The sequence below is a fragment of the Pseudomonas sp. HY13-MNA-CIBAN-0226 genome (assembly GCF_040310305.1).
Classification (GTDB): domain Bacteria; phylum Pseudomonadota; class Gammaproteobacteria; order Pseudomonadales; family Pseudomonadaceae; genus Aquipseudomonas; species Aquipseudomonas gregormendelii.
This window is the reverse complement of record NZ_JBEOPS010000009.1, coordinates 120,038-139,168: the sequence shown is the minus strand read 5'-3', so window position 1 is coordinate 139,168 and position 19,131 is coordinate 120,038. Positions and strand designations below refer to the sequence as shown.

13 protein-coding genes and 1 pseudogene are annotated in these 19,131 nt (G+C 58.9%); 13 read left to right on the top strand and 1 reads right to left on the bottom strand.

What is annotated here, in order from left to right:
• Positions 1–49 precede the first annotated feature (49 nt).
• Genes AAEZ05_RS12060 through AAEZ05_RS12040 form a run of 5 tightly spaced genes read left to right on the top strand, consistent with a single transcriptional unit; the run spans position 50 to position 9,375 of the window.
• The gene (locus AAEZ05_RS12060) at positions 50–1,747 is read left to right on the top strand and encodes a DUF2138 domain-containing protein (RefSeq protein WP_350647574.1); all 1,698 of its coding nucleotides are present in this window, start codon (positions 50–52) and stop codon (positions 1,745–1,747) included.
• Positions 1,748–1,779: 32 nt separating this feature from the next.
• Positions 1,780–2,382, top strand: a complete 603-nt coding sequence (locus AAEZ05_RS12055; RefSeq protein ID WP_350647620.1) for a DUF1175 domain-containing protein — start codon at positions 1,780–1,782, stop codon at positions 2,380–2,382.
• Positions 2,379–6,944: an alpha-2-macroglobulin family protein gene (locus AAEZ05_RS12050; protein WP_350647572.1), complete on the top strand. Its 4,566-nt coding sequence runs from the start codon at positions 2,379–2,381 to the stop codon at positions 6,942–6,944. Before AAEZ05_RS12055 ends, AAEZ05_RS12050 begins: the two co-directional genes overlap by 4 nt.
• 1 nt (position 6,945) lies before the next feature.
• The gene (locus tag AAEZ05_RS12045) at positions 6,946–8,565 is read left to right on the top strand and encodes a DUF2300 domain-containing protein (RefSeq protein ID WP_350647570.1); all 1,620 of its coding nucleotides are present in this window, start codon (positions 6,946–6,948) and stop codon (positions 8,563–8,565) included.
• A 3-nt stretch (positions 8,566–8,568) separates the two neighbouring features.
• The gene (locus AAEZ05_RS12040) at positions 8,569–9,375 is read left to right on the top strand and encodes a YfaP family protein (RefSeq protein ID WP_350647568.1); all 807 of its coding nucleotides are present in this window, start codon (positions 8,569–8,571) and stop codon (positions 9,373–9,375) included.
• A gap of 66 nt (positions 9,376–9,441) precedes the next feature.
• Here AAEZ05_RS12040 and AAEZ05_RS12035 read toward each other — a convergent pair.
• Positions 9,442–10,504: pseudogene (locus AAEZ05_RS12035) on the bottom strand (PDDEXK nuclease domain-containing protein).
• A gap of 479 nt (positions 10,505–10,983) precedes the next feature.
• Here AAEZ05_RS12035 and AAEZ05_RS12030 point away from each other — a divergent pair.
• The 8 genes from AAEZ05_RS12030 to AAEZ05_RS11995 all read left to right on the top strand — a co-directional run bounded on the left by AAEZ05_RS12030 (position 10,984) and on the right by AAEZ05_RS11995 (position 19,042).
• Positions 10,984–11,412, top strand: coding sequence for a hypothetical protein (locus AAEZ05_RS12030; RefSeq protein ID WP_350647566.1), 429 nt, complete (start codon positions 10,984–10,986; stop codon positions 11,410–11,412).
• A 550-nt stretch (positions 11,413–11,962) separates the two neighbouring features.
• Positions 11,963–12,433, top strand: a complete 471-nt coding sequence (locus tag AAEZ05_RS12025) for a GNAT family N-acetyltransferase (protein WP_350647564.1) — start codon at positions 11,963–11,965, stop codon at positions 12,431–12,433.
• A 48-nt stretch (positions 12,434–12,481) separates the two neighbouring features.
• Positions 12,482–12,811, top strand: coding sequence for a YceK/YidQ family lipoprotein (locus tag AAEZ05_RS12020; RefSeq protein ID WP_350647562.1), 330 nt, complete (start codon positions 12,482–12,484; stop codon positions 12,809–12,811).
• 502 nt (positions 12,812–13,313) lie between these two features.
• Complete coding sequence (locus tag AAEZ05_RS12015; protein ID WP_350647560.1) at positions 13,314–13,802, top strand: CS1 type fimbrial major subunit; 489 nt, start codon at positions 13,314–13,316, stop codon at positions 13,800–13,802.
• A 110-nt stretch (positions 13,803–13,912) separates the two neighbouring features.
• Entirely contained in the window at positions 13,913–16,435 is a 2,523-nt protein-coding gene (locus AAEZ05_RS12010; RefSeq protein WP_350647558.1) for a TcfC E-set like domain-containing protein, read from the top strand.
• Between the two features lie 41 nt (positions 16,436–16,476).
• Positions 16,477–17,217: a molecular chaperone gene (locus AAEZ05_RS12005; RefSeq protein WP_350647556.1), complete on the top strand. Its 741-nt coding sequence runs from the start codon at positions 16,477–16,479 to the stop codon at positions 17,215–17,217.
• Positions 17,218–17,267: 50 nt separating this feature from the next.
• Positions 17,268–17,741, top strand: coding sequence for a CS1 type fimbrial major subunit (locus tag AAEZ05_RS12000; RefSeq protein ID WP_350647554.1), 474 nt, complete (start codon positions 17,268–17,270; stop codon positions 17,739–17,741).
• 53 nt (positions 17,742–17,794) lie between these two features.
• Positions 17,795–19,042 carry a hypothetical protein gene (locus AAEZ05_RS11995; protein ID WP_350647552.1) on the top strand — a complete coding sequence of 416 codons (1,248 nt, stop codon included), beginning with the start codon at positions 17,795–17,797 and terminating at the stop codon, positions 19,040–19,042.
• Positions 19,043–19,131: the final 89 nt, after the last annotated feature.

Genomic DNA, 19,131 nt, shown 5'->3' with positions numbered 1-19,131 from the left:
ATCCCGCTCCACGGATGAACAGCTGAGCCTCGGGAACATGAGCGTGAATATGAGCGATAACACTGTACCTGCGTCAGCCAATCCCCCGCGTCGCTGGCCGGCACTGTTGATCGGGCTGTGCGTAGTGGCTGGCGTGGCCGGCGCCATGGGTTGGTTCATGTACAAACCCAAGGCGCCGATGGCGCTGCTGGCCAGCGACAAGCTGGGGATGAGCCGGCCGGACGGCCTGCTCGAAACCCATTCCCTGAGTCAGTTGCCCAAAGACCTGCTGGCCGTGCCGTTCCTCAAGGAAACCCTGACTGAGGATTTCGTCTTCTATTACGAGACCCATGCCGATCGCCTGGGCTTGATCGGCAGCCTGCGGCGGATCATCTACGAGCATGACCTGAAATTACAGGACAGCCTCATCGAGCAGCTGTTCGATCAGCCGGCAGACATTGCACTGTGGCGCGGGGCAGATGGTCGCCTGAAGGATTTTCTGCTGGTGATGGATCGTGGAGGCCTGGCCAAAGTGCTGGAGCCGCTGGCCAAGGTGGCGCTGGATGATACGCAGTTGAGCAAGGTCGCTGAGGTGAAAGTCGGAGCCGACGATGTCGCGCTGTACCAGCTGACCTATAACGCTACCAAGGCGTTGCTGTTCGCTTCTCATGGCGACAAATTGGTGGTGCTGTCCAATCCGGTCCGCCTGCAAGACCCCGAAGATGGTGCAGCGCCAGAGCCGGGCGGCGTTTCCAGCCAGGCCATCGCGGCCTTGCTCAATGGCGAAAAACTGTTCCCCGAAGCATTTGGCCTGCAACCCCGAGCCCCGGAGGTGAAACAGCGGCTGTCGGTGAATTCCAGTGTTTTGGCCATGGGCTACCAGCGATTCATCCCCAACTTTGCCGGGCTGCGGTTCGACATGGACGACCAGGGCTGGCACAGCTTCCTCGCCATGGACGAACTGGACAACCAGCCGGACTTCGATTTCAAGCCGATCTGGCAGGCCATGCCCATGGGCGCCAGCGCCTGTGTGGCCTTGCCGCTGGCCGCCGAGCAACAGCAACCCTTACTGGTGAAGCTCGGCGCCGACGACAAGGTGGCCGAGGCGTTGACCGGACACATGGCAGGTGCTGCCGGCCTGTGCTGGTACGCCGATTCGCGGCTGTACACACCGTTGATGGTGGCGAGCCTGGACGATGATGACAGCGCCAGACTCGACGGCGACCTGGGCACTTTGTTCGGCTCGATGGTCGGTGCCTATGAAGGCAAGGTCGATGGGCATGCTTTCCCTGTGGTGGAGAAACAGCAGGGTGAAACCCGCCAGTGGCAGCGTCAGGTCAGCTCCAACTTCGGCCCCTATGCAGCCAGCGAGGCCGAGCAACCGGCGGCGATCACCGGCAAGGCGTTCATGCGCGTGAGTCTGGCGCGCCATGGCTCGACGCTGCTGTTCTCCCTCGACGACAAACTCGTCGACAAAGCCCTCGACACCCTCGACAAGCGTTTTCCGCCGATGGCCGACCTGATGCCCAAAGACCTGTTGATGCCGGTGTATTTCGGCCCCGATGCCATGGCGCAACTGATGCAGCAGGAAACCCTCGACAGCCTGCCACAAGACATGGAACCGGTGTTTTACAACGCTGCCCAAACTTACCTGATGCCCAAACTGCGCACGCTGGGCGGCTATGGCAAATACGCCCTGACCTTGCCCGAAGGCAGCGAGCCCAGCGGCCATTGGCAGTGGCTGCCGTTGCAGTGGAAAGCCCTGTGACCTTGCTTGTCCGCAGCCTTGGCCTGGTGGCGATGCTCTTGGGCACTCGCGTGTTCGCCAGCGACGCGGCCTCGCTCGATCCACAGCAGTCCCAGGTGTTTCGCGCCTGGTTCGTACGCATCGCCCAGGAACAGTTGGTGCAGGGCCCAAGCCCCCGCTGGTATCAGCAGGACTGCGCCGGGCTGGTTCGATTTGCCGCCAACGAAGCCCTGAAGGTGCATGACGACAAATGGCTGCGCAGCAATGGCCTGTCCAATCGCTACCTGCCGCCGGAATTGCAACTGAGTGAGGCGCAACGTGGCCTGGCCCGACAGTGGCAGCAAGGTGGCGGCAAGGTCGGGCCCTACGTCAACGCGATCAAGCTGATCCAGTTCAACAGTCATCTGGTTGGCCGTGACGTGGCTCAGGCCCGGCCCGGCGACCTGATGTTTTTTGATCAGGGTGACGACCAGCACCTGATGATCTGGATGGGCCGCCACATTGCCTATCACACTGGCACCACCACCCCGACTGACAACGGCATGCGCTCCGCGAGCCTGCAGCAACTCATGACATGGAAGGACACCCGATGGATACCCGACGCAGCCAATCCCAACTTCATCGGCGTCTATCGACTGAATTTTCTCTCCCAATGATCGGTGCCCGCATGCTGCGCTTTCTGCCTTTGCTGTTGGTTGTGATGCTGCCTTTCCCGGCGGCTCATGCTGAAGACAGCGTCGAGCCAAGTAGCTACACGCCGGTGGCCGGCGAAAGTTTTTTCCTGCTGGCCGACAGCAGTTTTGCCAGCGACGAACCCGCAGTGGTTCGGCTCGAAGCCCCCGGGCGCGATTACCGCCGGTTTCGCATGGAGCCCTATGGCGGCGCGGATATCCGGGTGTATCGCATCGACAAGCCGCTGGACTTTCTCAAGCGCCAGAAGAACCTGCACCGAGTGGTCAGTGATGGCCAGTTCAAGGGCGAAGGCCTGTCGAACACCCTCGCGTACCTGTGGGATAACTGGTATCGCAAGTCCCGTCGGGTGATGCAGCGAGCGTTTTCCTACGAGTCGCGTAAACAGGTCACCGAGCAAGTACCGGAGCTGAAGATGGGCGCCGCCATGGCTGCGCCCACGCCCTACGATGCCCAGCCGCAGTTCGCCCTGATTCCGGGCTTGCCGGTGGTCAGCCAGTTCCGCTATCCGCTGTGGGAAGCCAAGCCGATCCAGCCGCCGCCAGGCGTCAACCTGGCCGGTTCCTCCAGCGATTTTGTCAGCGTCGCTACGGGCAACGTCTACATCCCGCTGGGTCATTTGAAGCCGGGTCTTTACCTGGTGGAGGCGCTGATCGGCAAGTACCGCGCAACCACCATGGTGTTCGTCTCCAACACCGTGGCCGTGAGCAAAATTGCCGGTGATGAATTGGTGGTCTGGGCGGCGCGCAAACACGAAGGCAGCTCGGTGCCGAAGGTTAACGTGCTGTGGACCGATGGTCTCGGCGTGATGAGCAGCGGCGCTACCGACGCCGACGGTTTGCTGCGCCTGCAACACGTCAGCCCTGAGCGTTCGTTCGTGATCGGCGAGGACGAGGAGGGCGGTGTTTTCGTCTCCGAGAACTTCTATTACGACAGCGAAATCTACGACACCAAACTCTATGCGTTTACCGACCGGCCGCTTTACCGGCCAGGGGATTGGGTGTCGCTGAAAATCGTCGGCCGCGAGTTCAAGAACGCCCGGGATTCTCTGGCGCCGACTGCTGCCGACGTCAACTTGACCGTGCTTGACGCCACCGGCACGGCGCTGCAATCGCTGGCTCTGAAGCTCGACTCCAAATCCGGTACCCAGGGTCGTTTCCAGCTGCCGGAAAACGCAGTGGCGGGCGGTTATGAATTGCGTTTCAGCTACAAGGATCAGGCCTACAGCAGTGCCTTTCGCGTCGCCGAATACATCAAGCCGCACTTCGAAATCTCGCTGAACCTGGCCAAGCAGGATTACCGCACGGGCGAGCCGGTGAAGGGCAGTCTCGTGCTGTTGTACCCGGACGGCAAACCGGTGGCCAACGCCAAGTTGACCCTGAGCCTGCGCGCCCAGCAGTTGTCGATGGTCGACAACGAGCTGCAATACCTAGGGCAGTTCCCGATTGAGCTGACCAGCACCGAACTGACCACCGATGCCAAGGGCAACGCGACCCTCGACCTGCCGGCCGCCGACAAACCGAGCCGCTACATGCTCACGGTGTTCGCCAGCGATGGCGCGGCGTATCGGGTCAAGACCACCAAGGAAATCCTCATCGACCGTGGTGCTGCAAGTTTCAGCTTGCGTGCACCGCAGCGCTTCAGCGCAGTCGGCGACAAGGTTGCCTTCGGCTACGCCAACGAAAGTGCTGGCGAGCAAAGCAAAGCCGTGACCCCGAGCAGCTACAGCTGGGTGCGACTGGAAGACCAGACCACCGGCGACGGCAAACTCGGCGCCAAAGACCAAGGCTTCACTATCGCATTCGACCGTCCGGGCACCTACAACCTGACGCTGAAGGATGCGCATGGCCGCGTCGTTGGCGCCACCGGTCATTCGGTCACCGGCGAGGGCGTCAAAGCCGTGCCGGGCACTGTGGAAATTGTCCTCGATAAACCCGAGTACAAAACCGGCGATGAAGCCCTCGCCTTGATCACCTTCCCGGAACCGGTCAGCGATGCACTGCTGTCCCTGGAGCGTGACAAGGTCGAGGCCACCGCGTTGCTGTCCAGGGGCGGTGAATGGCTGAAAATGGAAAAACTCAGCGAGACCCAGTACCGCGCGCGCATCCCGGTGAAGGATAACTTTGCACCGAACCTGACATTCTCCGTGCTCTACACCAAGGGCGGTCAGTACAGTTTCCAGAACGCCGGCATCAAAGTGGTGACGCCGCAAATCGACGTGGCGATTGCCACCGATAAAGAGACGTACCAGCCGGGCGATACCGTGTCGGTTGACCTGACCACCCAGTTCGCCGGCAAGCCAATTGCGGCGCACCTGACGGTCAGCGTCGTCGATGAAATGATCTACGCGCTGCAACCGGAAGTCGCGCCCACCATCGACCAGTTCTTCTACCACCCGCGCCGCAACAACGTGCGTACCAGCGCCAGCCTGTCGTTCATCAGCTACGACGTGGCATTGCCCGGCAGCCCAGGCGCGCCGGGCAAAGCCAACCGCAGCGAACGCGGGGTGAAGGTGCTGGAGCGCCCGCGTCGTGAAGACGTCGACACGGCCGCATGGCAGCCGGAATTGGTGACCGATGCCAGCGGCAAAACCCGTTTCACCTTCAAGATGCCGGACTCGCTGACTCGCTGGCGTATCACCGCCCGGGCCATCGCTGATGACGGGCAGGTCGGGCAAAAGAAACAATTCGTGCGCTCGGAAAAACCGCTGTACCTGAAGTGGAGCGGCCCGACCCGATTCCGTACCGGCGACAAACCGGATCTCGGTGTGTTCGCCTTCAGCCAGGCCGAAAAACCGGTCAAGGCTGAGCTGGTGATTCATTACGGCGGCGCCGACCAGCGCGTGCCGGTGACCCTGAACAACGGCATCAACTACATCGCGTTGCCGGCGTTTGCGCTTGTGAGTGGCGACTGGACCGCCGAACTGGTGCAGGACGGTAAAACCGCCGACGCCCTGGCGGTGCGCCTGACCGCGACCGGTGAAGGTTGGCAGGTCACCCAGAGCCAGGTCGTGGATGCGCTCAGCGGTGATACAGCGCTGACCTTGCCGGCGGACGCGACGGATATTCGCCTGCGCCTGGATGACAGTCCGCAGGCGTTGTTCCGCTCGGCGCTCGATGATTTGTTGAGTTATCCGTACGGCGGCGTCGAGCAAACCGCCAGCCAGTTGTTGCCATTGAGCATCGCCTATCCATCGCTGTCGTCGAACCCTCAGGTCCGCGATCGCTTGCGCCTGATCATGCAAAACAGCCGTCTGCGCCTGGTGCAAATGGCCGGTCCTTCGGCGAGTTTCACCTGGTGGGGCCAGGACGGGGAGCCGGACGCCTTTCTTACCGCTTATGCCTATTACGCCGACTGGTACGCCAGCAAAGCGCTGGAACTGACCCTGCCGCCGGAGCATTGGCAGCGGGTGCTCGAGGTTTACGCCAAGCAAGCGAAGAACACGCCACTGCTGCAGCGGGCGCTGATTCTGGCTTTCGCCAAGCAGATGCAATTGCCGGTGAACACCTTGCTCAACGGGTTGCTGGAAGACCTGACACAAGCAGGCGAGGGGCCGGCAGCGAACATGCTCGACGACGCTCAAGACAGCCTGGTCATGGGCGATCCGGATTCGGCGTTGGGCCTGTCGGTGGCTCGAGTGCTGGCGGCGTCCCTGGCCAACCCGTTGAAGGTCAGCCTGCCGGAGGCGTTCAATCGTCAGCTGGCAGACTCCCGGCAGCGCCTGGAGGTCAGTTCACAACCCTTTGTCGAAGCATTGAACCTGTCGCTGCAACCCTTCGATCAGGCCCAGGCGCAAGCCTTGCTGCAACGCCTGCTGCCGCAACAATCCACCCTGGAACGCGCTTTGGCGCTGACCTGGCTGGCGCGCAGCATTGAACAGGCCTCGCCCACCATCGCGCTGGCACCGGGAGACGGCTGGAAGAAACAGCATAGCGCTACCGGTGAGCTGTACTGGACGTGGCAGGGCGCTACGTCGGTGCCGACAGTGCTGACGTTGTCCGGGACACAGGAGCGGCCGTTAAAAGCCGCGCTGAGTTTCCAGACGCGGCAGCCGCCAGCCGATCCATTGGCCGTGACCGTTACCCGCCGTTTGTCACGACTGGTGCCCGGTGACGAAGCCTTCACCTTCAAGCTCGAGCCGGTGAACGGCAAGCCGTTGTCCAGCGACAGCCTGTACCTGGACGAAGTGATCATCACCAGCAAAGCGTCGAAACCGCTGCGCTACGGCATCATCGAAGTGCCGCTGCCACCGGGCGCCGATGTCGAGCGCACCACCTGGGGCATCAAGTTGATGGGCAAGGCCGGCACCGAACCGACTTCGCTGGAGAAGGCGCGTTTCGAACCGGGGCAAATGGCTTACGCGATTCCGGTGGATGCCTTGAGCGGCGAATTGCGCGTGCGTCACCTGGTGCGCTTCTCGCAGAAAGGCCAGTTCAACCTGCCGCCAGTGCGGTTCACCCAGATCTACGCGCCACAGCACCAGGCCCAGGAACAGAAACCGGCGCTTGGCCAGGTCATGGTCCACTGACATGACCCGGCCTCTGGTCTGGCTACTGCTGTGTTTGCTCCCTGCGCTGGCGACAGCGCAGGACGAACCGCTGCGGCTGGGCTTCAAAGGTGACTTGCTGTCGTTGAGCCGGACGCAATTGATCTCCCGCGAGCCGTTGCCTTCAGATCTGCAGACGCCGTTAGGCAGTGTGTGGAAGCTGTTTGTCTACGCCTGGCTGGTGGATACCGGCGCCCATGAATCACCTTATGAATGTCGCGGGCAGTCGAAGGAAGAAGTGTATTGCTGCACGGCTGGCGGCAAGATCGGGCGTGATCAGGCGTTGGTGAAGTCCTGCGGGCTGTACTTTGAGCCTGCGCGGTTGGGCATTGCGGGCGCTGAATGGCGCACGTATTGGCAGGCACGACAGGCACCCCAGTGGTTGCTGAACTTGCCGTCGTTGCAGCCTTCGACGCGGGTTCCGGTCGTTGACTTGCTGCGGATGCTGGCCGTAATGCCCGCGCAGGATCAGGCGCGGCGGGTGTTGCTCGATGTGGTGTTGAACGCGGCGGACGGCAATGTCGTCGGTGAACTCGGCGGCCGGTTGCGGGTGAAAACCTGGAGCTGGCTGGGCGATCAGGATCCGTCGTCGCGCCAGGGTGGTTTTGCCGGATGGACAGTGGATGGCACGCCGATCTGGGCCGGTGGGCGCGGCACCAGTCAGATGGTTCTGCGCAAACATGGCCAGGCCCTGGCCGCAGTGTTGCCGGTGGGTTGGCCGTTGGATGCGGGACGTTGCGTTGAGGTTGGTCTGTTTTCACGCTATCCGATCGGGCGCGTTCTGGCGGCGGATCGGGTGGTTGCCGATGGGCCATTGCAGGGCGACTATCGCGTTGAGTTCGCTAATGGCAATCAGCTGGATATCCACAGCGACGGTGAGCTGTTTCTGCTCAAGGACAAACTCGTTGCGCGCCTGGACCGCGAAGAATACGTCGCCCGTGTCCTGCAACGAGAAGCCAAATCCGAACCGGTTGAGGCTGCCAAAGCCCTGGCTATCGCGATCCGCACCTACCTGCTGCAAAACGCCACCCGCAGCGGCGACTGCCTGAGCATCGACGACAGCAGCACTCGTCAACGTGTCGCCCCACGCCCGGCCACCGCCGAATCGCGCAACATCGCCGCGTGGACCAGCGACCTGGTGCTGGCCGGCAGTACCGTCACCTATCACTCCGACCAGCCCGGCCCGGACAAGCTCTCCTGGCAACAAGCCGTCGAACAAGCCAACGCCGGCCAGCGCTACGACGCCATCCTGCTGCACGCTTACCCGCGCGCCAGCCTCAGCCGCTGGGACAACCCCGTCGCGTCCTGTGAAGCACTGCCCGCCGCGCAGGACTGGCTGCAAAAACAGCGGCGAGGCTGGCGTGCGCGGCTGGACAGCGAGGTCGGCTACAACGAAGTCAGCACCTTCGCCGTCTGCCGCCTGGCGTTCGGCCGCCCCTACGTCGACCGCGAACGCCAGCGGCTCTATGTGCGCGGCGTGCTGTCGCTGCAGGATCGTCTCGACCTGACTCATGAATACCTGCACCTGGCCTTTGAAGCACATCCCAACGGCCAGGACGAAACCTACATCGAAGGGCTTGCCCGTCACCTGCTGCTGGAATAGGCCATGAAACTCCGTTATTCACCGATCATCCTGTTCCTCTGCCTGTTGCCGACAATTGTGGCGGCCCAGAGCGCCGTGAAACTCGACACCCCCGTCGGCGGCTGGCGCACCGGTGCGCCCGAGGGGGAGGGCGAGCGTTTCCGCCAGACCGTCAACTACCCGGCTTCGTCGGTCAACACGCCAGCCGGCCAGGCCAACACCGCCCGCATCAGCGGCCAGATCAAGGCCACCCCCAAATCCACCCAGCCAGGCCGCCTGATCGTCAACGGCGTCAGCATGCCCCTGAAGATCGACGACGCCGGCCGCTTCGATCGCCCGTTCTCATTCCCCAACGGCAGCAACAGCGTCGAAGTCCGCAGCCCCGACGGCCAGCAGCGCCACCGCACTCAATTCCTCAACACCAGCGGCGGCGCCACCCCGGCCAAGCTGCGGGTGCTGCTGGCATGGGACAGCGACAACACCGACCTGGACCTGCACCTCATCACCCCGGACGGCGCCCACATCTGGTACGGCGACCGCGCCGTCCCGAACGGCGCGGCGCTCGACGTCGACGTTACCACCGGCTACGGCCCGGAAATCTTCGCCATGCCGGCACCGATCAAGGGGCAATACCTGGTGTACGTGAATTACTTCGGCGGCGGATACCGCAGCGATGACGAAGGCCAGGAAGATGCCGTGCAACCGCTGACGACGGCGCAGGTGACGGTGATTACGGAGGAAGGGACGCCGAACGAGAAGATGGAGACGTTTGTAGTGCCGATGCGGGCGGTGGGGGAGTTGACGCTGGTTAAGGGGTTTAGTTATCCGTGAGGCTCGGATAGTGCAACCGCAGTGCTTGCATGCGGTTGCGCCCATCAAATTTATAAGTCTGTTTCCTCATTGCACATCGTCCTCCGAGGATGAGTCATCACTCGCCAGCTCGCGCTCGATCTGTTCGATGCTCGGCAGGCTGGTTTGCAACTCGGCCGGCAGGGATTCCACTAATTGGTACTCGGCCACGCCGATGGGGCGGGCGTTATCACGCAGGGCATATTCGGCCACGACCTTGTTCTTGCTTTTGCACAGCAGAAGACCGATGGTCGGGCCGTCCTGCGGGTGCTTGAGTTGGGCATCCACGGCAGCCAGGTAAAAACCAAGCTGACCCAGATGTTCAGGTTTGAACTTGCCAGCCTTGAGTTCGATCACCACATAGCAACGTAGTTTGAGGTGATAAAACAACAGGTCGATAAAGAACTCGTCACCGCCTACGTCCAGTAGCACTTGCTTGCCGACGAAGGCAAAACCCGCCCCCAGTTCCAGCAAAAAGTCGGTGACGTGTTTAACCAGCGCGTTTTCGATCTCGCGCTCCTGTGCATCAAGCGTCAGGCCCAGGAAGTCTAAACGGTAAGGATCTTTCAGTGATTCGCGGGCAAGGTCGGATTGCGGTTTGGGCAACTGGCTATCGAAGTTACTGACCGCCTTGCCGCTGCGCTCCAGTAGACCAGTCTCGATCTGCATCACCAAAATATTGCGCGACCAATTGTGCTCGATAGCTTGTGCGGCATACCAGCGGCGAGTTTCAGGGTCGTGAAGCTTGTCTATCAACATCAGATTGTGACCCCAAGGCAATTGTGCAGCAGCTTGTTGCACAAATTCCGCGTCTGGCCACGCCTTGGCAAACGCGCGCATGTATTTGAGATTGCGTGGAGAAAAACCCCTTCATATCAGGAAAGGTAGCGCGCAGATCCTGAGCCAAACGGTCGACCACCTTGGTACCCCAGCCCTGTTGCGCTTGACGCGCCAAAATATCCTTACCGATCTGCCAGTAGAGCAGCACCAGTTCGCGGTTCACCGCCAGAGTGGCGCGCTGTTGGGCGTGATGGATTCGGGCTTTGAGGTCGGCCAGCCAATCACCATAGCCTTCGGGTGGCGTGCTCAGGCTAGCGGGGTGGTCGCTCATGCGTTTTTCCCTGATGATTTTTTTCGGCGCGGCCTTCGCCACGTGTGCCGCTATGCCGGTTTAGAGGTCAGTCGTGAAGGTCGAAGATTAGTCAGCCCAATTGTCAGGCGCAAGCAGTTGGGGCTTTCTCGGAAGTTTCCTTCAAAAGAAAGCGAAAATGCTTACTTTCAGGCCATTATTGCTCAATGCGCGTTTGTGGTGCCGATGCGGGCGGAGGGAAAGTTGACGTTGGTTAAAAGGTTTAGTTGTCCGTGAGGGGATTTCGGCAGTGTTGCTGAAAGTATTCCTTTGGCGACGCGGCCGCGTGCAAACCTCAAGAAGTAAGCAAAATCCTATAGATATAAAGAATGTTTACGCTAATGCTCGTCAGGTTTGCCGGTGCGCAACGCTGCATGGAAATTAAAATACCATCCAGATGTTCGCCACATTTTTTCTACCATCGTTCTAAAAACGTTCCCTACTTGCTTGGAGATTCTCTGATGCTATCGCGCGTCATAACCCTATCATTGCTCGCCGGCCTGGCGTCTCAGGTCAATGCCAGCTGTGACATGCCGGACTCACTGGTCAATCAGACCATGATCAATGTGGCCGATCCACTTTATTCGCCGAGTAATCCCAATGCCGGTAATCAAGTTCGGCTAACGCTGAATGATGGCACTTATCAACTTGAAGTGCTCGGAAAGCCGATCGTTTCGACTGGCGAATATGAATACCGTAAATATGCGCGCGACCTGGGTCAGTTGGTCATGCGAGAAACGTATCAAGGTGAGCCGGTGAACTACACATGGACCCTGGTGTGTGAATCCAACCAGCGGGGCACTTTTGTCTTCAGTCAGCAGAACGGCCCCCTCAAACCGGACATTCGTCAGAACACCGGGCGCTATACGCTCGATGCGGCGAGTCGCTGACACGTTGCCGACAGGCTAAAGGTTGGCTTGTTGTACGCGTTCCCCTGTAGGAGCCAGCTTGCTGGCGATGGTCGTTAACGATAACGCGTGTGGGCTGGCTGAATGCGGCGTACTTGAGTCCATCGCCAGCAAGCTGGCTTCTACAGGTTTTGGGTAAGTTGTGTTTCCGGCGATGGCGTGAATACGTTCAGCGTGGGTGCGATCCCTGTGGGAGCTGGCTTGCCAGCGAAGGCAGCCTGACTGCCACCCATTGTCTTTCTGATGTACCCATTCATTACTGCGATAACGGCCGTCTACATGCTTATCAGTGCAGTAGGCAGGTTGGGCATCATTCACATTTAAATCCTGTGTAGGTTCGGGGTTAAGAATAATCTTATAGATGCAAGTCATGTTCTGCGATAGCACTCGTTATGTTCTACGGGAGTGAAGCAGTAAATATAAAGTAATATGTAATCACTTGCTGTATTGGTTTCTTCTGTTTTAGTTGTGTATCGTGTTTGGCTGTAGCCACTCCTGTTTTCCTACTGAAGAGTTTCTGCCTGGGAGCAACATGATGATAGTCCTGGAACCCATGTCCGCCGCTTCATTCGAGCGCTTCAAGGCTTACAGCATTGCCGATTTCGCCGCGCAGATGCAGCGCACCGGTGAGTGGGAGATTGACCGGGCGCCGGCCCTGGCCGAGGCGTCCTTCGCCCGGTTGCTGCCCCAGGGTTTGCTGACCGCGGACCACTACCTGTTCGATATCCAGGACAGTGCCCTGGGTGAGTGCGTAGGCGCCATCTGGGCTGGGGTGGTCGAAGAGGAGCGGCGTGAAGGTTTCATATTCGACCTGGTGATCCATGAACCCTACCGGCGCCAAGGCTATGCAAAATTGGCGATGCGGGAAATCGAAGCGTTTTTTGTGACTCTGGACGTGCGCTCGATTGCGCTGGAGGTTTACTTTGATAATGCGGGTGCGCGGCGCCTTTACGATGAGTCGGGCTATCAGGTGACCAGCCAAAGCATGCGTAAAATGTTATGACTTTTTAAGCCGTGATCAAATGTCGTCAATGATAGTGCAGGTGTCCGCGTGAGATTTTTATCCCTATGTTGTTTGCTGTTTGGCCTCTCAGGGTGCGGGACTATCAACAGTGTCTTTGTTCCTGATTCTGTAGTGGTCTCTACGCTCAAGTGGTCACAGACCAATTGTGCCGCCTTGCCTCGCGTATTCAGTGGCTTTGTTTATGATTTATGTGTGTTGAATGGCCCTCCGCGCGCTGAAGCCGTTGTGCGTGGACTACATGTCAATGACACGCCCTTTATACTGTTCGATATCATGGCTTCGGCCGTATTTGATGTGGTCTTGTTGCCTTATACGGCTTATTACCAGATTGCTTACGGCAATCTTGAGCTTAATTAATTACTCTGCGCCAGACGAAGCGGCCTCGGTCGGCCACGTTAGCTGTTGCGCTTCCCCGTCTGGTTCGGCCTGACACCTTTGGTTTTATCCACTGATTACGCGTGCCTGACAGCAATGGCGGACCCATTCGCCAGCGCTTTCGATTGGGTGAATTGTGGTGCTATTACTCTAATAAAGTCATATTCGGGTAAATGGACGTCACTTAAATGAGACAAGTACTAGTTTTGTGGTATTTGTCCTTCAGAAATTTCTGGAGTTAATGGATTGTCATTGGCTTTAGGATTTTTCCTAGTGGCGGGTGGATGGGCACTGTTTATCTTGTTGCTGTCGAATGGCTTGTAGAAAAATACGCTCTACATAACTCGGCGTTTCTTATTGTGTCCTGTCATATAAAGATGGGCTGCAATTGGCTTGTGGGAAATTTCGTCGTGACATGTAGGTTTCTGCATCGCTGAGGCGATTTGACTCCAATATTGAATCCAATCAATCACAGGTAGTGAACATGTTCAAAAAACTTGCACTTTCCATTCCGGCCGCTGCTTTGCTGCTGAGCTCCTCCATGGTCATGGCGGATGCAAACCAGGAGCGCATCAATATCCAGTTGAAGGCAGATATTCCGGCCGCTACTTTCCACGTGCGCCCACCAGCCGGTGAAGATTTCACCAAAGAGCAAGTGCTGCAATGGGATATCAACAAGAAGGAACTGCTGGGCTGGAAGAACCGTCTTGAAGTTCTGAATACCGAGAAAGGTATCCAGGCCAAGCTCGATGTACCACCTGTCCTGATCGACGGCGACAAAAAAATCGCGTTGACCGTGAAGGTCAATGGAATCGACGTGTCGGCGACTCAGGCGATCAAGGTCGTTGACGATGCCGATGCCAACTCGCCTCATCAGGTGGAGTTCGTCATTGCGCCAGTCAAGCCGACAGACAATTACAAGCCAGGCCTCTACACCGGCAGCGTATCGCTGATCTTCGAACCGACTGCTTGATCCGTTAAGGACAGTCAGCGCTTCGAGGCTACTGCGTCACGCGGTTGGCGGGCAGATCTGCCTCGCCAGCCGCGTTTTTAACCTTCACCTTCGTCAAGAGAATTACCTGCATGTTCCCGATGACGCCCATCGCGGCGGCGCTTGCGCTTTTTTTCTGTGCCGGTGCACTCGCGGCCCCCTCTGCCATCGGCACTACGCCTCGCAGTTTAATGGCCCAGGCCAAGGGTCTGCCCAGTGAATTCGAGGAACACTTTTTCGATGTGCCGCTGGCGGTTCGCGTCGAGGTCGATCAACAATTTCTCGGTGAGGCGATGATCGTGCTGTCGCGCGATGATCGCATCACCCTGCTGGACTTTACCGACGTCGCCGACAGTCGGGTCCCGGCCAATGAGCGCGACACCTGGGCGGCCTACCTGCAACAGGGCGTACCGCTGGGGGCCTGTGCCGGCAGTTGCCCGGAGCAGATGCTCGCGGTGCACTACAGCCTGGAAAACTCGCTGGTGTCGATTGCCACCGAGCGCGCCGAACGTGACAGCGAGACGCCGCGTTTCTACGACCAGCCACGCGCTGGCAGTACCGGCCTGATCGTGCGCAACCAGTTGAACCTCAACGGCGGCCAGCAGCAGGACCTGGGCGGGCGCTACGGCCTGGAGGCCAGCAGCAGCCTGGGCAACTGGACCCAGAACTTCAACATGCAACTGGCGCGCATGGGCGGCGGCGATGACCAGCTCTATCACTCGGTGCACGAGCTTTACAGCCAGCGCGAGCTGCAGGGCAACTTCCTGCGCCTGGGCTATTTCACGCCCGCTTCCGAAGGCTTGAGTCGACAGCCGCGGACCTTCGGCAACAGCCCGGACACCGCCCTGGGCGTCATGTACGGCAGCTCTGACAGCCTGGCCATCGAAATCTCGACCCCGAGTGTCTACCCGATCTATGTCACCGCCAATCGCCTGGGTTCGGTGGAGATCTACCGCGACGGCCTGTTGATCAACACCCAGCCGGTGCCCGCCGGCTTGCAGACCCTCGATACCCGGCCGCTGCCCGGCGGTATCTACGAAGTCGAAGTGCGCCTGATCGAAGACGGGCAGATCACTTCGACCAGCCAGGAGCTGGTGTACAAGCCCAACAACTGGCGCAACCCGGACGAACGCTGGCGCTACAACCTGTTCGCCGGGCGCGAGACCAAGCTGCTGAGTAACTGGGAAGACGACAAGAACGACGCCATGACCGCCGGTGTCGCGTTGAACTACCTGCTGCACCCACGGGTGGTGGTCGGCCTGTCCGGGCGCCAGGTCCGCGACACCCTGCAATATGGCACCTCGGTCGACTGGAGCCTGGCCGACAGCGTCAGCCTCTATGCCAACCTCTATCAAACCCAGGACTACGGCACCGGCGTCGATTTGCAGGGCCTCTACAGCTACAGTTCCGGCAGTCTCATCGCCAGCCATACCCGCAGTTGGCTGGACACCCGCAACACCTACGAAACCCTGCCCGACGGCACGCGCATCCGCCAGCGCAACGTGTTCACCGGCCAGACCAGCAACTCCTCGCTGTCGGTCAACCACCGCATCAGCCAGAAAAGCTCGCTCAATGCACGGATCTCCCACAGCGACGGCTACACCGAAGGCGTCGGCCTGGACCTGGGCTGGAACCAGCGCACCTTCCTGTTTGGCAGCGACGGCAACTGGCGCCTGTCGCTGTTCGACCGCCCGGGCAGTTCCAGCAGCGGCAACCAGCGCAATCGCGGGGTCGACCTGAGCCTCAACCTGTCCCTGGGTGGCCCCGGCCAGCAGATCAGCGGCAGCATCGGCTCGCGTACCTCCCGTGACGGCGCCCGCGACAACAATGCCTCGGTCACTTATCGCAAGACCCTGCAGGACCACCAGCTGCAAAGCGTCTCCGCCACCGCCAGCACCGACACCTATGGCGTCGGCGTCTCCGGTACCGCGAGTTTCCTCACCGAGGTGGTCAGCGGCGATGCCTTTGCCCAGCGCTCGTCCTATAACGGCAACTTCACCGGCGGCCTGAACCTGGACAGCACCTTCGCCTTCAGCGGCGAACAGATGGTCATGACCAGCCAGTCCCGGGGCGATGGCGCCGGCATGATCATCGACGTCGAGTCCGATCTCGAAGACATCGCCCTGCGCGCCGACGACTTCAGCGGTGGCAGCACCCGGCTGCGCCCCGGGCGCAACTTCGTGCCGATCACCGCCTACCGCAACAGCACGGTCAGCTTCGACTTCGAAGGCAACCACGTGCCCGCCGCCAGCATCCAGCCGGTGCGCACCCGCTATCACCTGAACAAGGGCGGCGTCGACTACCGCAAGATCACCATCAGCAAGACCCTGACCGTGCTCGGCCGCCTGCTCGACCCGCAAGGCCGGCCGCTCAAGGGCCATCACGTGATCAACCACGCCAGCCGCGGCGTCAGCGAAGTGGACGGCTTCTTCTCGATGGAAATGAGCGCCAGCGCCCCGACCCTGGAAGTGCGCCACAACGACCAATTGCTGTGCCAGTTCCGCCTCGACCCGGCGGCGCAACCGACCGAGCAGGATGTGTTGATGATCGGTGATTTGCGCTGTTCGCCGGAGACCCTGGCGGATGCGACTTATAAAGCAGAGAAGGCCGGGTGATGCCGTTCTTTATTGATCAAGCAACAAACGAGGTTTAAGCCATGAAATACCTGATCACACTCTTCAGTTTTTGCTGTTTGCCATTACTCGCCCAAGCCGGTCCGCAAATCAATGTCGGGGTGGTCTATGACTACCTCGACGGCGAAAAAAGCACCTACCTCAAGCGGGTGTTCAACGGCGGCGATGCTACGGCCTTCGTCAAGGTCAATATCCTGGAAATCGTCTACGACGCCGACGGTGTTCCCCAGGAAGTCCCGGTCAAGAACCAGGCCGACGTAGTGGCCCGCGATGGCCTGATGGCCAGCCCGGCGCGCTTGATCGTACCGGCCAATGGCATGCAGGGCACCCGCTTGCTGTACATGGGCGAGCGTGAGCAGGAGCGTTACTTCCGCGTGCGCTTCATCCCGGTGGTGCCGGAGCAGGAAGACCAGTTCGCGGTGTCGAGCGAAGAGCGCGAAGAGTACAAAAAGGAGCTGTCGGCTGGGGTCAATATCCTCGCCGGTTACGGCACGATCTTTTTCGTGCGCCCCAAGCACACGCGCTTTGATACCAAGGTCGACGACAGCAAGACGCATTACACGCTGCGCAATAACGGCAACAGCGTGGTGATCGTCGATCAGTTCAAGGACTGTTCGAGCAAGAACGAGCAGGAATGCAACCCGGTGACAAAGCACCACATCCTCGCCGGGCGCGAGTTCAAGTTCGACAAACAGGCCGGTCGTGAATACCGCTTCAAGTTGGTGGAAGGCGAGAAGAAAAAGACCGTCGAGGTCAAGGGTTGATCCCGGCGCCTCGCATTGGCGATGGCGCCTTCAAGTTACAGGTATTTGCCATGTTCAAGACATTGATCACCACCGTGCTGCTGTTGACCAGCACCTGTGCCCTGGCAGCCAAGGAGAGGCATACCTTTGAACTTTCGGTGTTCATCCCTGTGCCGCAATTTTATGTGCGTCCTGCAGAGGCGGGCTGGATTGGCCTCCCGCAGAGCCTGTCCTGGAACAAGAGCACCTCGACTTTGGAGAGTTTGAGCAAGGACTTTACCGTGCTTAATCAAGCAGGGGCCGTCTCGGCACGGTTAGTGGACGAGCCGTATCTTTCTAGCGGTCAGGACAGGATTGAGTTGAAGGTGAGGTTCAATGGCAAGGTGCTTAACGTATTGACGAGTCTGGAAGTGGTTTCCAAGCAAGAGGCATTGCCAGGCAAGCGTGTGCCATTGGAAATCATTCCGCAAAAGCCCCAACAGGGTTACATGGCGGGCTCTTATTCAGGCGCTGTCAACTTGATGTTCAATGCGGTTGCGCCATAGTTAATAGTGATGTTTGAGGTCGTTATGGGATGGTTTTATTTAGGGTGGAGTAGATGAAAAGTGCGCAGGTAACTCTAAATTTCGGGCGCTTTGGCTGGCTACTGATTGCCATGCTGTCCACTGTTACAGTGGCACCGGCCTGCGCGGCTGATGTTAATCTTCAATTTGAGTTTGCGTCAGACTCTTCTAATCCGGGTAAAAAAGAATTCACGAACAAGACGCCTGTTACTGGACTGTGTGCGGAGATGCCTTTGACTTTTTCTTGCGGGCCTGAGGGGGGGAAGGGCAGTTCGAAAATTGATGTCACGATTGGCGGGCGTATTCCTAATCCGGCGGTAGATAATATAGTACAGTTTAAAATTCCTGAGTTACGAAGTTTTTTTGTAAAAGGTGCTGATGGTAGAGAGTATCCCGTGAAGCTTAAGATCACAGGGGTGGCTGCCCGATATGATCTTAGTCCGTCTACGGTAACGTCGATCACGGGTAACCCGCCGCCTGGGGGGCATATTGACCTGTGGATGGGTGGAATGTTTGCCGATGCGCCACCTCCTTGCTCATCCGTGCAGCTAGAAAACGGGATGCATCCCTCCCAATATCGTTTTGTCTGGCATGGCAATCCGGGAGTGATCTGTGGGAAAAGAAAACGTATAGCCTTTATCCCAATTCCAATAATGAAATTGGATTCACTGAGCATTGTGTATCAGCTCGATACACCCAATCCCTTTGAGATGGTAGCGGGTACTTATGAAGGCGTTACCACTTATCGGATGAGAGAAGATTTCAATCCTGGCGGTTACTTGCAGCCGAGTCGACCGTCATTCGACGTGAAAGTTACCTTGAAAGTCAATCATACGTTTCGGGTGTCCTTGGATAGCAATGACAGGAAGTATGACATTCAACCGGACGGAGGTTGGCCGGCATGGAATGACCAGGGGCGCCCCGTAAAATGGTTGTCGTCCAAGTACATAGCTTTCAATCTCGAGACAACGTCGCCCTTTACAATGAGAGTTCTCTGCCAGTTTCCCTCGGGGGGCAACAACTGTGGTTTGAAAAATTCGCAGAACGACTCAGTAGGAGTGGGAGCATGGGTTTCGCTTCCTCAAGGAGTGACCGATGACGCGGGAGCTCCTGTGCGTGACAAATACCTCAATGTATCGTGGTATGATAAGTTCAAGGTTTCCGGATATGTCTCAGGTAGAGGGACGCTGCGTTTTAAAATGTCCCCTTCGGAGATGGCGAAGATGAAAACCGGTACGATGTACTCGGGTACTGTCACGGTCGTATGGGATTCCGATATTTAATTAAGTACCGGTTCGATAGGTTGTCACTTTTTTTACTCACATGCCTATTTATCGCGCAGGCCTCCACCGTGAAGGATCAACAGGTCAGG